Below are 14,655 nucleotides of genomic sequence, written 5' to 3' on the forward strand. Positions count from 1 at the left end.
ACGAACCATCGCCCATCATACAATTCTGATCTGTCCTTGATTTAGCGCCACCTTTTCAAATCTAGCTGCTTTATCAATATTACCTCTGATAGAAGTATATATCTGATTCGGTTTAGTCAGTTTTGACAATGTTTGAGTATCCAGCGTTTTCACACTTACCGCCAAATGCGTTGCTTCATCATAATAATCAAAAGTCCCAAAGTTCTTCGGCAACCGTGCATTAGCAGGAAGCGGTGGTTTTACGGTATTACTCAACTCTCCACTGCGTCTTTGATACTACCCAGTGATCTTAAACATTACGGTAAATAGACAAAACTTTTGCAACGTAAAAATGCCTCTCTTACCGCGTTACCCACTTCCTCATCAGTTGCACTGTCTGGGAGAACAATATCACAGTCATCTGGCATTCCTTTCTTTCCCCACGTTTCCAGCTTTTCATGCGCCCAGGGTGAAATAGTGAGCTTGCCATTCAATAACTTCACACCACATTTATGCATTTTTTTAAATAAAGCCCGTTTGGTTTTATAACCCCCTTTTTCCATCGCTTCCGCAATCCAGTTTTTGTAGCGTACATCAGCCCTATCACGGTGAAAAAAATCATTATCATCAGGGTCTACAAGACGACTTTGAGATAACGCTTGCCGAATAGAATGGCCTAGCTCTTTATCAGAGATACTTTTAGGCAGATAGATGGTCTCTGCTTCATCATCTGCTGTCAATAAACGATAACCGGACATTGTTTCTACATAATAACAATCTTCATTAAGGCTAACGAATGCATTTAATCCTTGACCGATATCATCAATCATGGTGTTTCTCCTCTAACGACTGTCACTTTTACGTCTATCTTTTTTTCAGCGGCATAACTGATGGATTGATTAATTTCGGCCCATACCACCAGGGCCTACGGACACACATAGCAGTCCTGCTGCTTGCCATAGGTAAATCGTCAAACACATTACGGTAAATAAACAAAACTTTTGCAACGGGTAAAGGCTTCTTTTATTGCTTGGCCCACTTCCTCATCAGTGGCATTGTCGGAGAGAACAACTTCAACATCACAATTATCGGGCATGCCTTTCCCTCCCCACGTCTCTAGTTTTTCATGAGCTAATGGTAAAACAGTAATTTTGCCATTTAATAAATTAACAAAACATCTATTCATTTTTTTAAATAAAGCCCGCTTGGTTTTATAGCCCCCTTTTTCCATCGCTTCCGCAATCCAGTTTTTGTAGCGTGCACCAATCATATCACGGTGAAAAAAATCATTATCATCAGGGTCTACAAGACGACTTTGAGATAACGCTTGCCGGACGCAATGACCTAATTCTTTATCAGAAACATCCTTAGGCAAATAAATGGTTTCTGTTTCACTGTCTGCTACCAACAAATGATAACCCGACATTGTTCTCACATAATAAAAATCTTCGTTAAGGCTAATGGAGGCATTTAATCCTAGACCGATATCATCAATCATGGCGTTTCTCCTCTAACGACGGTCACTTTTACGTCTATCTTTTTTTCAGCGGCATAACTGATGGATTGATTAATTTCGGCCCATTGAGACGGCGTGGTTTTCTCAGGCACGGCGAGATGCAATGTTTTTTGTTTGATCATATCAGGTGTTAGCACATCTTTCCCCTTCAAAGATCCAGAAAACCCATCTATATCATTGATATAACTGTTTAACTGGCTACTTATCTGCTTAGGATTCTGTATCCTCGCGTTTGTGGCTGTGTCTAACGTTTTGACACTAATTGCCTGACCAGTAGATTTAGTATAATAATCAAATACCTCAGTACCATACGGTAACCGGGAACTTTCTGGCAGCTTTAGCTCTTTCCCCACAAAATCCTCAAACGGATAGCCTTGTTTATAGTTCCCTTCTTTCCATGCCATTGGGGTTTTACTGCCATCTTTTTCAAGGCGATAGACATTTTTGATATTGACCATGCCTTCGGCATTCTTCAAACCAGAAAATTTACTGAGGGATTTGAATGTATTTGTTGTCGCACCCGCGCTCCCTTTTACCACGGCCAAATACCCAATCACCTTCGTGGTTAATTTTCCTGTTTCCAGACCGGCATTATAAGCGCCCCCTATCCCTGCACGGTCATAATCTCGTTGAATGGTATCCAGTCGTTTGACGATATCTGCCTTTTCTGCCTGATAAACTGTATTCAACATACTGTCACTATTAATCAGGTTTCTTAGTGCCTGTAGCGTCTCTTTATAATTGACGGCTGCCCCGACGATGCCTAGCACCGTATCATAAAGTTCAGCGGGCACCCCTGACACAAATCCCGCCAGTGCGACACCATCCTGATGTGTACTGGTCAGCCCCCATTTGATATGGATAAGCCCTCTCTTCAGTGAATTGGATTCAGCCGCCAGTTCTTTATCCCGCAGTTCCTTTTGATGATGGGCTAAATAATTATAGCGGAAAGTCGTCTCCGCTGCCGTGGCACCGCTATATACGCCGCCCGCTTCTCCCGTAAATACAGCACCGGTAAAACCACCTAAAACACGGGAAATTCGTGCCTGTGTCTCTGCCACCCGCCCCCATTCTTCAGCTTTAATCATATTGTCGCCGAGAGAAATCGCCGCCAGTTCTGCCGCCAGAGAACCCACCGCTGCACCTTTGGCATCCCCTCCGGCGATCTCCGCACTGATGCCTGCGACCACAGCATGGCTGAGTATTTTACCGGGGTGACCTAAAATTTTCCCATTTTCACCAATCAGGCTGGCCCCTTTCGCATGAACTTGGTTCCCAATATTGCTCAGTAACACCGCCCGTAGGTTGTCCGTAAAACTGCCGCCATTAATGGCCGTCCCCAGTGTTGAACTCACGACGGACTGCGCGGCAATACGCTGGGTCACCTGACCCCAGTCATTATTCAACAAAGGAAGTTGGGATTGTATGGGATTGACAACGCCTTCCGCTTCCACCAGTTTTCCCCATCCCATTGAGTGATCCAAGCCCGCCAATGCCCCCCCCACCACCATTTGTGTCACGAGGGATTTGACTGAATCGCGCTTCGCCAGGGCATCCAGTGTCTTGGTGAGATTCCCTTTGTTTTCAACCAAGGCAACCGCCGCCTGAGAAGCCAGCCCTATCATCCCCCCATAAGCCGCCCCATAAACCGCACTTCCCACAGCCCCGGTGGCACCGGTTGCTCCGACTGCCCCCTTTCCGGCCATAGCAGCAAGTCCGGAACCTGCGGTGACCGCCGCAACAGCAATCGCAATGACTGCCCCGACAACCGGGTTTAAACTTTGGTTTTTCTTGTCCCAGCTACTGTAAGCGTCCTTCACCACATGCCACTGTACATCATTGCGGTTTTGCAAATCTTTCAGCCATTCCGTACCGGGAGTACTCCCGAGTTTCGCCAATGCGTCTTCGAGTCGCTGTCCCTCTTTCGCTTTCACGTCCGCATGAATGCCTTTCGCGGCATCTACCGTCAACGTCCCCCCAATTTGCACCGACGGTATGACCCAGGTCTTTTCATCGTAGCCTTTATCGCGATGGGTAATATAAAAACCGGTTGACGTCGAAACAGTCTGCTCAAACGCCGTGTTTGGCATCGCTTTGAAGGTCACTTTCCCGGTCTGGCTAGTGATTTTCGCGTTTTGATGGGTTTCGATCCGGCTCGCCTCCAATGTCACGTCGTCTTTTGCCATCAGATTAATATCGCCACCGGCAACAAATTCGGTGACTTTATTTGTTGAGTTCTCTTTTCTTCGGGTTTCAGTCTTAGAACCGAACAAGCAAGATTTAATACCCAAAACTGTTTTGCAGACTTTACTTGTTTCATCCCACTTATAAGTTTCTTCCATCGCCTGTGCATAGAGGAGGCCACCTTTAGCGGCAATATCCATCCCCCCTTTGGCGATTAATGACGTGGCCTGAAACAAAATACTGCCCTGGGCGTGTAGGGTTAATGCACCGCCACTCTTAAGCTGGCTGGCGCGCGGGGTAAAACGTTCTCTATTACCCTCCTCGATATATTCTTGTAACGACTCGAAGCGGACATTCCCACCAGCAGAGAGCGTCATATCACGGCCGGATATCAGGCTTGCGCCGTAGGTTGACAGGTCACCTGCCGCAGACAGGGTGAGATTTTGGGCGGCATTGAGGGCGCTGGTTCCATAAGTATTTGACTTCTTGCTATCTGAATAATCATCAGACAGATATTCCTGAGCAAGGAAAACCACGTTCCGGCCAGCGTTAACGGAGACACTCCCCGCCGTCGATGTTAATCGGGCATATTTACCAACGATATCGCCACCCGCCCTGAGTTGCAGCTGATCCCCCGCCGTAATGCCGGTGCGACTCGCCATCATTTTAGGGTCATACATATCAATATTACGACCCGCGCTCAACGTGATTTGTTGTCCGGCATTGATCTCTGCGCTGAATAACTTGATATCATTTCCCGCGAACAGGTTAATACTGCCCGCAGTTCTCAATGAATTTCGAATACCCGAAGCATCAAGGTCATGACCGGCGCTTAACGTAAGGTTATATGATGAATCAAACTCAGTCTTGTAGAAATACAGATTTTTGCCCGCAGAAATCCGCACATTCCGCACATTTTTATCGGCTGAAATTGAAGGCCAAAACATGTCCGTCCGAATATCCCCTTTGCGCACGACAAGTTCAACATTTTCCCCTTTCAATCCCGCTTTGTCAGCATGGATTTTTTCGCCCGCAATGAATGTCAGGTCTTTATTTGCTTCCCATTTAGCATAGGAACCCAGAAAGACAGAACCCGCATTTAATGTAATGTTGTTTGCCTTAACGAACCGAAGACCGGAAGCATCCAAACTGTCACCTGCAAACATCCGCAAATTGTTGCCGGCCGAAATATCATTGTCTGCGCCAAAAATTTGAATACTTCCTTGACGTGCGAGCAGTTCAACATTTTCCCCTTTCAGCTTCAGGTAATGGCCTCCGTCCCTGTTTCTGCCCCCGATCATTCCATCCGCCACCATCCGCAAATCGTTGGCAGCCAAAACACTCATCCCGCCATGTTCTATCGTGATGTCACCTTTAGGCGCAAGAAACTCAATATTCCCCCCTTTCAGGTGAGTGTCACTGACCCCGATATGCCTGTTCGCCAATACCCGCAAATTGTTGTCAGCCGCAATATCGGGAAACGCTCCCTTCCCGTTGTAACCTTTCATCTTAATGTCACCTGTGCGGGCAATAAGCTCAACATCCTGCCCCTTCAACGTGACGCGGGCAATGCTGGCATTTTCGCCCGCAATGAATGTCAGATTTTTCCCCGCCTCCACCCTGCCGGCGTAGACATCAAGGACACCGTCAGCAATCATTGACAGGTCATTTTTCGCTTTCAGACCAAAGTGATCTTTGGCACCAATTTTACCGGCACGAAGAAGAATATTGTGGGCGGATATGCCCGGACGTCCAGATTGTCCACGTAATAGCTCGAATGTGTTTTTGAAGTCGGCGGTCACATTGAGACCGGATTGGATTACACTTCCTACCCCGTTAAAATCGTGGCCGGCTAAAATAAGATTTTTTCCTGTCCGTAACCAGCCGTTCTTGTCATCAAGTTTTGTAGCATTGATATAAGCGTTCGCACCTGATAAGATATCGGAGGTATTACTTAAGTTTTTTGTGCGAATGACCATATCGCCATGCTTGGTCACCAGCCGGGATGATAAAGTGTTATCAACCCACGTCGTTGGGTTACCCGCCGCATCTTTTTGCAACCACAGGCTGTTATATGACTCAAAAACCCCCTTCTGATTATCTAAACGGTCAACAAACAAACGCATATCGCCGTATGCGATATTATAAGCGGTATTGAACAACCGGTTCGTGGCAAGCGTGATATCTTTCTTGGCCTCCAGAGCGACTTTGCCGCTTCCTTTAGTGTCTATGTCGATATCCCGACTGCTGACGTTAATATCAGTTTCGGCATTCACCTTCCCCAAAGTGACTTTACCGTCAACCGTCAAACGGATATCGCCCTGAGTTGTGGTCAGGTTAGTGAGATTAACACCCACCCCCGCTTCTGTTCCCACTAAACGGATTTTATTGGCGTACATGCCGCCTACAGATCGGGTATCAACGGCCAGGGGGGGTATTTCTCCTTCCCCGGCAATGGGGACAATAGTTCCCTGCTTGAAATCAATCCAGTTAGCCCCTTGTGTCAGCGTCAGGTTTTTGGCATGTACTTTTCCGTTAAGGATCGTAGCACGGCTGATAATATCGATATAATCCGGAGACCCTTTCCCCCCCCACCCCACTCCCTCCACCCCAGACAACCCTTGTTCACCTATGGTTACGGTGCCTTTTTGCACGATTAAGGCGGCCAACGCCCCGTTGTTATCAAGCACCGGTCGCCCCGTCGTTAATGTGACCGCAGGAGCATTAATAAAGCTACAGCCGTTACAGGTAATGCCATTGGGATTGGCAATGATGAGGTTAGCTTTTTGCCCGGCCACTTCCACCGCGCCCGTCAATTCTGAATGATTAGGTCCTTTCACCTCACCAATAATCAGGTCTGCTGCCTTGCCGTTAAAGTTAGGGTTCGCCCAGATTTGCTTCGCCAGGGTGGTTTGCGTCTCACTGAGAGCGTTATTTAACACGAGGTCATTTCCCCCGTACACATTAAAGTCCCCGAAGCGCAGATGGATAACCCCCGCCTCATTTGGGGCTGCCATATTCACGACAGGAATGTATTTGTTAGGCACCTTGCCATCCTTGTAGTGCGGAGAGAATAATTGGTGATTCACAACAGTCGTTTCCCCCGGCTGGGGAGACGGGGGTTGCTCATTGGCCGCCGCAATTGCCGGGTGCAGGGGATACACCGCCGTCAGGTAAATGAGCAGGTAACTCAGAGCCTTCAGTCTAGGAACGTGTTGTTTGGACATAATGCGACACCTTTTCTTATAATAATTCACTTAAAATTCGAGTGAGATGGCCGCATAAAGCGACCACGCATCGGGTTTCAGGGTCCGTGGATAATAGAGAGGCTTACCAATCATGAAGCGGGATGACAGCGCCTGATGTGTCAATGTGATCCCAAAAGCCCCGCCCAATAAATGGGCTTCTTCTATCCCGTAACGGGGTTGCCCAATCAAATAGCCATAATCCAATGCCCCCGTGAATGTCAGCGCACCGGCACTGAGGTGATGGGTGACTTCCTGACGCCAGAAAAATCCTTGGTTGCCACTCAGGGATTGCGCTTTGTATCCACGCACCGAGTACAATCCCCCCAGTGACAGGCGTTCGGAAGAAGGCAAATCGTCAGGACTCAGTTGCCCGTACAATGAGGTCAGATAGGCGGTATTGGGGGTAAGCGGATAATAATAACTGCTGCTCAAATTGAATTTACGGAACGCGTTTCGGGTGGCGACGGGAGGCAAAGTCACCGTATCCCCAAATTCAAAGGTGGGGCTAAACGTGAAATAACCGCCGCCAAGCAGGGTGCTGTACTGGGGGCTAATATAGGCCGTTTTTACCACCGGACTCTGGATTGAGATTTTTTGGTCCGCAATCACATTTTTCACTGTTTTATGGCGGCCGCCGACCTGTAAACCCAGTTTTTGTTTTCCATCCCGGAATAAAGTACGACTGACATCAATCTGGTGAGTCTGGTTTTCACTGTCATAGGGACGGGTATTACCTATGACTGCCAGTGCCTGCCGTGAGGTATTGTGAAAATAGTGATAACGCGCAGTCCAATAGCCGTAAGGGACACTCACCGACAAGGCCAGATGGCGATTGTGGTGTGCCGGTCTGAAATCCGTATCCTGTGTCCAGGAAAGCGACCATTGTTCCCCAAGCCCTAAAGGGGCATCCCATACCAGTCCGGCACCCGCCTGATATTCCCCCGTTCCTTTTTGGCCACTGTTCTCCACACTTAAGTGTACCTTGCCCGGAAAACGGCTGGCTTGTTGCCGAATGTGCACAGTGGAATAACCCGGTTGTATACCGGGTTGGATATCAATCGTAAATCGGGAAGAAGTGAGACGGTTGAGCTGCTCCAGCCCCTGCTCAACATCCCGTAGATTTAAAACCTTTCCCTCCATACCCGGAAACAGCATCTTTGTCATGCGTGGGGGCTTGCCATCCATTTCAACCGCATCAACCCGGCCTTCTATCACCGCAATACGCAGTTTGCCATCGGCCAAATCCTGCTCGGGCAGTTGCGCTTGCGAGGTGATATAGCCATCAGTGAGATAGGTATTGGTCACAGCCCGTACCAGTTGCTTCAACTCAGCAAGCGTGACGCAACGATGTAAATAAGGCTGAGTCAGCGTGTTCCGGGCAGACGCGGATAAAGACTCAGCGCCCTGCAACGTGATTTCGTTAATGGCGACACATTGGGCATCAGTGGCTGGAGTACTATCGGCTGCCTGTGTGGGTAATGACAGGGATTTTTGCAAATCCTCCCGTTGTTGCCGGGCATCCTCAAGCAGTGTTTTTTGCTGCTGATGCTGGCTGTCCAATATCGCTGAAGGCGCCTCCAGACGCGGCACCTGTTTTTGTTGAAAGGGAGGCTCATCTGCTTGCACGGGGTATATGACGAATATCGCCCATCCCAATAACCCTGCTCTTATTTTGTTGAGTATTATCGTTGCCATAGTTTAACCAAAAAATAGTTAATTTTTATTAAACATTTTTTGAGGGGAGTTTTAGATAGGCCATTATGATTCAACCTGTATTATTTTCAAACAGATCAGGGCAAGAAAAATACAAAAGGGATATTTTTAGTTATTTAAACCACAAAATATGATTTTATAGAAATCAAATAATGAAAATAAAACTTATTAGGTATAAGATAAATACATTCATCTAAGTTTTACATTCACAAAAACAGAAACAAAACAAATATGATGAAAAAAAATAATAGTTAATATTAATAACGTCATTAGTCGGCGGACATAGTCCTTAACGCGAGTTTTATAGATAAATTTTTTCATCTGGCGTCGTTCATTTCGGGGTATCAATGCTATGATGGGCATAACTCAGTCCATTTGGTGGTTTGGGATTTTTAGCAATAGATCAGATCGAAAAAATCGGACTGAGTTTCCTTCAAGGAATCTACTATTTCGAATAGCTTATTTATTCATATCAAAACGCAGGGTCGGATCTCACATTTTTAATATGGTTAATTGGGTTAAAAAATAATACATTTTAAGTTCAAAAATAACACTGAACAGTTATCAGTATCTATTAATAAAAGAGTATAGAATGGATATAATTATCAATATCTATCAGATTGACTGATATTTAATCAAAGTGGAATCTCGTCCTGTATCAAAACGGAGATACATCAAGTTATTATAGATACCAAATGATAATGTATATTATAAATAAAAACGGCCTTATTTATTAATCGCAAATAGACTAAATTTAAATCAATCTTTTTTTAAAGTCAGACTTCAATATAAAAGCCCCTCATTACCTTGACATATAATTCAGCCTCCTTATTCTAGTTGGTCATTGTCATAATAAACATAAGGAGAAAACATATCATGTCTAAAGATAACTTAACCAATGGCGCTATATTTTATACTAAAGAGAATTATGCTGGAGCCTCCTATGAATATCCAGAAAATAGTACAATGGTAGATTTAAGTGGTACTCCATTAAATGATAAGTTTATTTCCGTTGAAATTGGTACGGATTCAATTGTGTTCGCTTGGCGGCATCACAGTGATAGCGAGTCTGGGCAAATTTATCGTGAATGGGATACAAGCCAAACCGATATCAATGATATTAAAGGGTTAACAAAATTTATTGTTTCACCTTCAAACCGTGATCTGTTAGCCGTAAAGTTAATTAACGAATCAGATGCAGATCAAATATTCAGGGCACATATCCAAACTTATACAATCTCCGAAGCAGTGGATTGTTATTCAGATGGGGACTATGAAGTCGTTGGTCTAATACCGAAAGATCATCAGCAATATGTTACATCCGTCGTGATATTTAATCAGAGCAATATTCCTGTCACTCAAGGTGCGGTCTATTTTAAATATAATGGCACCGACCTTGATATCATTACTTATGGTGAGACAGAACCTCCCCACATGCGGTTTGAAAAAGCAGGTGGTTATCATTTTAATTTCTACTTGGAGAGTTTACCTACCAATCAGTAAAATAAAGGTAAATTAAAAATTAATTATTCTTTTTGTCAAAATTTATAAAATAGAAAAAATAACAATAAAAAAGAGGCGTGTACTATAAATGCACACGCCTCTTTTTGAATTAATTATTTAATACCACCGGAAGATCTTCATTCCCGTAATAAATGTTATCACTCCCACCAAGCTCAGGATAATGGCTGCGGGGAGAGCCTGCATAATATCACCGCCTTCGATAAATATTTTGCGCATATTATCAGCCAGAATCGTCAACGGCAGGTATTCAATAATATTTGCCATCCACTGCGGGAAGTTTTTGTAACTGAAAAAAATCCCTGACAACAAAATCTGTATCAGAATGGAGACTTCCAACAGGCCATTGGCCGTTTGCGCCTTGCGAGCACGAGATGCCACCAGTACCGCGACGCCGGAAAAACAGATATTCCCCGCAAGCATCAAAAGTAAGAAGGCATAAAACGATCCCTGCATTTCCACATCAAAGTAGATTTGCGCAAACCAATAGATGATCAGTATCTCGGTAATGCTTATTAAGAGACAAGAGAGGATATGCGCTATCAGGAAGGTAGATTTACGCATCGGAGTAATACACATCTGGCGTGTCACCCTGCTGACGCGCTTTTCTGCCAATGCCCAACCCACGGCAATCAGACAAGTTTCCATAATTGCCATCGCCAGCAATCCCGGAACCAGAAAATCAACATAGCGCAAACCCGGTGTTTCCAGAATAAATAGGTTCTTTTCGGCCTGTACTTCACCCTGCTGGTTGAGCAGGTAATACGTCAGCAAGGCATCACTGTTCTGTGGATCAAGATAGTGAACGCGTTTCCCCTCTTTATCCTGTTCAATGAACATCTGGATATCGCCCCGTTTTAGTCCTCGTACCACCGCATCATGATCGGGATAATACGTCACCTTGTATCTGACCTTTACCAGCCGATCACGCTTGATCTCATCTTTATTGACGATGCCTGCAATCATGTGCTGCTGCGCTACAAGCTGATCTCCCCATTGTTTGACTTGCTGCTGCTGCACAACTTCAGTGGGCAGTACAATGCCAATATTTCTTTCGGGGATATCCTGAGAGGAAAACGAAACCCCCAGCAACCAAACCAGCAATAGAGGAAAACCAAATGACCAGAATAGAATTTCCGGCTCACGGATATATTGCCGGAATTGGGTATTCATCAGGTTGATCAATGCACTATTCATGTAAGCGCCTCCCTGCCAAAGTCATGAACAGGTCATCCAATGTTTTCTTTCTGACCATCAGTTCAAGGATGTCAGCCTCCACCTGTTTGGCAAATTCGAAAAGATGGGCAACGAAACTCGTGGAATCTTCAATCAGCATACAGATTTTATCTTTCCTTTCGTCGTACTCATAAGTTAAGACTTGAGCATGTTGACTCAGCGCTTGCAGGCGGTCAGGAAAATGGGTGCGGAATTCAATGAGATCGCCATTGCAATGTTTTTTCAACAGCTCGTCCAGACTGCCCTGTGTGATAATTTCTCCCTTGTTCATGATACAAATGCGGTCACAGAGATATTCAGCCTCCTCCATATAGTGAGTGGTTAAGATCATGGTTGAATGTTTTTCACGGTTGAGTTTACGCAGGATATCCCAAGTATCGTGGCGAATGCGGGGATCCAGCCCTGTGGTGGGTTCATCCAAAATCAGGATTTCCGGCTCGTTAATGATAGCCACCCCAAGAGCCAGACGCTGGCGCTGCCCCCCCGACAATCCCTCAACGTAGGTTTTGCGTTTTTCTTCCAGCTCGACCAGTTCCATAACCTCATGTGCGCGTTTGCGGGAACAACCGTAAAAACTGCCAAACAGGTTCAATGTCTCTTCGACAGTGAGCTTATCGATAAACAGAGTTTGCTGTAAGACACCACTGAGACGCCGACGCAAATCAGGTGCATCCTGTAACCATGTTTTGCCAAATACCCGAACAGTACCTGAATCCGGTGTTTTAAGTCCTTCCAGTATCTCGACCAGTGTCGTTTTTCCTGCACCATTTGGGCCAAGCAACCCTAGAAATTCTCCGCGATAAACATCCAAAGTAATTCCTTTAAGCGCTTGATAATCCTTGTAGTGCTTTTTGACCTGCTCAAACTCAATCACTTTTTCCGTGTGTTGAATACCGTGTTGAATACCGTGTTGAATATCCATAATTCTCTGTATCTCACTGGGTGATATACCCTTTATCTTTCAAATTGCAGCTTTATTGGCTGCAACTTGAAATCTATTGGATATAAGGTTGTGCGCTCACTAAAAAGTGTGACATATAAATTGATTAAGTCATTTCCCTATTGTGTGGATGACTATTTATCTAAAATAAACGCGTCAGCATCTTTCAGGAAGGGGAAACGCTCCCGCACATCCTGTACATGAGAAAGGGAAATCTGCACCGTTTTCACCACTTCATCATTCATTTCGTGCAGCAGGATTTCACCCAACGGATCAATCAGCATAGTATGGCCGTCATAGTCCAGTTGGTTACCATCCTGTCCAACACGGTTCACCCCTATCACATAGCTTTGGTTTTCGATGGCACGGGCCTGAAGCAAACTGCACCAATGCGTTGAGCGTCTGGCAGGCCAGCTAGCAATATAGATCGCCGCATCATAGTGACCGTTGAAATTACGTGACCAAACGGGGAAACGTAGGTCATAACAGATGAAAGTGGCGATTTTCCATCCTTTGAAATCGACTACCAGCGGAGCGTTGCCCGCCGAGTATTCGTTATCTTCCTGAGCGAAAGAAAAGAGGTGTTTTTTGTCGTAATGCGCAACGGAACCATCGGCATTAACCCATAGCAAGCGGTTATAAAAACGTTGGTTTTCCATGATGATCATGCTGCCGACAAGGGCACACTCTTTCTTGGCGGCCATCATTTTCATCCACTGAATACTTGGCCCATCCATTGTTTCCGCAATGGCCTGTGGCTTCATACTGAACCCCGTGGTAAACATCTCCGGCAAGATAATCAGATCACTACCCATGATCTGTTCGATGTGCCGTTCAATATGTTCACGGTTTTGTGCTGCGTTTTCCCAAAACAAATCGGTTTGAACTAATGTTACTTTGAGATCTTGTCCAATCATTGCAAACTCCAATTACACACATGGTTCTGTCATGGTTTGTTTTTTCTACTTTCATCAAAAATCAGCATCGCAATTCAGCATCACAAATCAGCATCAAACAGTTGCTCCAGATAGCTGCTCCGTGGCGCGGATTCCCGTATTTCAGCCTCTTGATCCTGCTGTTGAGGAGCCGGAATAAACCCACTCTCAACCAGATAATTAAAATAAAGGAAAAGCAGCTCGTGATTGGACTCAGCGCACTGAATGCCACTTTCGCTGAGTAATTCAGTTGTCAATTGTGTGGCATATTTCGCTTTTTCGCTGATGACACTTTCGCTATAAAACATGCCCAATATATCCGTAAAGACTGAGCGATAAGGTTCTCCATTGCGGTATATGCGGTTTTGTGACAATGCTTCCATGTATTCGGTGTTATCAACAGTTCGGATGCGATAGCCAAATTCACGCAGGTAAAAGACGATTTGGTTAAAGGTGATGGGATTCGGGGCTGTCAGATTCAACGTTTTCCGGTCAAACTTTTGGATATTCAAAATCGCATACAGGGATGCTTTCGTCACGTAATCCACCGGAGTGATGTCAAAGTCTTCCTGTGAATCGAGAGTAAGACCCGTTTCCACCAGTGATTTGATCATTTCGTAATAAAGGCCTTTAACCTTGGTTTGATACAAGGGATAACGTCCATTGCAGCTATCTCCCCAAATATTGCCTGGGCGCACGATGACCCATTTCAATCCTTTTCCACCTGCACTATTTTCACCTGCACGGTGAACGGCTTTTTCGGATTCGAACTTGGTGCGTTCGTAATCCATGTCTCTAAAGCTCTGCCCTACATCCAGATCCGTTTCATGCAGGACAAAACCGTCCTGAAACAAACGGTCTCCAATCATGCTGAAACTGGAGGTATAGAGTAACGGTACGTCACCCTGCAGGCAGAATTCGATGATGTTATGTGTGCCCTGTACGTTAACTGGAGCGAGCTTACTGTAAGAAGAGAGAAGCCGGACATTGGCAGCACAATGAACTACTCTGTCAATGATGCCTGTCAGTTCATGATAAAACCCTTTTGTCAGCCCAAGACGCTTTTTTGAAACATCACCTAAAACCGGAATAATCCGATGGGTGAAAAGTTCGCTCTGTTTTTCCTTATCATAAACGAACAGGATATCTTTTATACGCGATAGTGCCTGTTGTTCATTTTCTTCTTCCCGCATCAGGCAATATACATTGGCATCCGTTGTAGTCAGTATTTCAAGGAGGATACGCCCTCCCATCACACCCGTGGCTCCGGTCAGCAATATGTTCCTGATGTCCTTATTGCTAGGGTTAAGCATATTTATCTCCTGTGTCACATCATCAAATCAGCCGGAAAACAACGTGGTACTTTTAATTTCTCCAGCTTTC

At 45.3% G+C, this 14,655-nt stretch carries 10 protein-coding genes and 1 pseudogene; 1 reads left to right on the forward strand and 10 read right to left on the reverse strand.

The annotated features are described in order from the left end of the window. Positions 1-15: 15 nt before the first annotated feature. The 6 genes and pseudogenes from H8A87_RS07900 to H8A87_RS07925 form a co-directional block, all read right to left on the reverse strand. Positions 16-255 (reverse strand): endonuclease toxin domain-containing protein, encoded by a 240-nt coding sequence (locus H8A87_RS07900; protein WP_198689435.1) that lies wholly within the window; start codon positions 253-255, stop codon positions 16-18. A 41-nt stretch (positions 256-296) separates the two neighbouring features. Then, complete coding sequence (locus H8A87_RS07905; protein ID WP_198689436.1) at positions 297-809, reverse strand: contact-dependent growth inhibition system immunity protein; 513 nt, start codon at positions 807-809, stop codon at positions 297-299. A gap of 149 nt (positions 810-958) precedes the next feature. Continuing rightward, positions 959-1,477 carry a contact-dependent growth inhibition system immunity protein gene (locus H8A87_RS07910; protein WP_198689437.1) on the reverse strand — a complete coding sequence of 173 codons (519 nt, stop codon included), beginning with the start codon at positions 1,475-1,477 and terminating at the stop codon, positions 959-961. Next, positions 1,474-6,906 carry a DUF637 domain-containing protein gene (locus tag H8A87_RS07915; RefSeq protein WP_198689438.1) on the reverse strand — a complete coding sequence of 1,811 codons (5,433 nt, stop codon included), beginning with the start codon at positions 6,904-6,906 and terminating at the stop codon, positions 1,474-1,476. The genes H8A87_RS07910 and H8A87_RS07915 overlap by 4 nt, the downstream gene beginning before the upstream one ends. A gap of 30 nt (positions 6,907-6,936) precedes the next feature. After that, complete coding sequence (locus tag H8A87_RS07920) at positions 6,937-8,622, reverse strand: ShlB/FhaC/HecB family hemolysin secretion/activation protein (RefSeq protein ID WP_198689439.1); 1,686 nt, start codon at positions 8,620-8,622, stop codon at positions 6,937-6,939. A 270-nt stretch (positions 8,623-8,892) separates the two neighbouring features. Beyond that, positions 8,893-9,003 (reverse strand): annotated as a pseudogene (locus H8A87_RS07925) (IS630 family transposase); the annotation flags it as partial. 513 nt (positions 9,004-9,516) lie between these two features. Here H8A87_RS07925 and H8A87_RS07930 point away from each other — a divergent pair. Then, complete coding sequence (locus H8A87_RS07930; RefSeq protein WP_198689440.1) at positions 9,517-10,143, forward strand: beta/gamma crystallin domain-containing protein; 627 nt, start codon at positions 9,517-9,519, stop codon at positions 10,141-10,143. A gap of 117 nt (positions 10,144-10,260) precedes the next feature. On the opposite strand, the gene H8A87_RS07935 is transcribed toward H8A87_RS07930, so the two are convergent. The 4 genes from H8A87_RS07935 to H8A87_RS07950 form a co-directional block, all read right to left on the reverse strand. Continuing rightward, a complete protein-coding gene (locus tag H8A87_RS07935) occupies positions 10,261-11,358 on the reverse strand; it encodes an ABC transporter permease (RefSeq protein ID WP_198689441.1) in 1,098 nt (365 codons plus the stop codon). After that, entirely contained in the window at positions 11,351-12,319 is a 969-nt protein-coding gene (locus tag H8A87_RS07940; RefSeq protein ID WP_198689442.1) for an ABC transporter ATP-binding protein, read from the reverse strand. The genes H8A87_RS07935 and H8A87_RS07940 overlap by 8 nt, the downstream gene beginning before the upstream one ends. A 152-nt stretch (positions 12,320-12,471) precedes the next feature. Next, complete coding sequence (locus H8A87_RS07945; RefSeq protein ID WP_198689443.1) at positions 12,472-13,254, reverse strand: amidohydrolase; 783 nt, start codon at positions 13,252-13,254, stop codon at positions 12,472-12,474. An 80-nt stretch (positions 13,255-13,334) separates the two neighbouring features. Next, a complete protein-coding gene (locus H8A87_RS07950) occupies positions 13,335-14,585 on the reverse strand; it encodes a thioester reductase domain-containing protein (protein WP_198689444.1) in 1,251 nt (416 codons plus the stop codon). Positions 14,586-14,655 lie beyond the last annotated feature (70 nt).

The organism is Xenorhabdus lircayensis, from assembly GCF_016306625.1.
In the GTDB taxonomy this organism is placed as follows: Bacteria; Pseudomonadota; Gammaproteobacteria; order Enterobacterales; family Enterobacteriaceae; genus Xenorhabdus; species Xenorhabdus lircayensis.

Excerpts from the sequence above, each read along its gene's own strand:
- H8A87_RS07910 (WP_198689437.1), bottom strand. The coding sequence starts at position 1,477 with ATGATTGATGATATCGGTCTAGGATTAAATGCCTCCATTAGCCTTAAC.
- H8A87_RS07935 (WP_198689441.1), bottom strand. The coding sequence starts at position 11,358 with ATGAATAGTGCATTGATCAACCTGATGAATACCCAATTCCGGCAATAT.
- H8A87_RS07930 (WP_198689440.1), top strand. The coding sequence starts at position 9,517 with ATGTCTAAAGATAACTTAACCAATGGCGCTATATTTTATACTAAAGAG.
- H8A87_RS07945 (WP_198689443.1), bottom strand. The coding sequence starts at position 13,254 with ATGATTGGACAAGATCTCAAAGTAACATTAGTTCAAACCGATTTGTTT.
- H8A87_RS07940 (WP_198689442.1), bottom strand. The coding sequence starts at position 12,319 with ATGGATATTCAACACGGTATTCAACACGGTATTCAACACACGGAAAAA.
- H8A87_RS07915 (WP_198689438.1), bottom strand. The coding sequence starts at position 6,906 with ATGTCCAAACAACACGTTCCTAGACTGAAGGCTCTGAGTTACCTGCTC.
- H8A87_RS07950 (WP_198689444.1), bottom strand. The coding sequence starts at position 14,585 with ATGCTTAACCCTAGCAATAAGGACATCAGGAACATATTGCTGACCGGA.
- H8A87_RS07905 (WP_198689436.1), bottom strand. The coding sequence starts at position 809 with ATGATTGATGATATCGGTCAAGGATTAAATGCATTCGTTAGCCTTAAT.
- H8A87_RS07920 (WP_198689439.1), bottom strand. The coding sequence starts at position 8,622 with ATGGCAACGATAATACTCAACAAAATAAGAGCAGGGTTATTGGGATGG.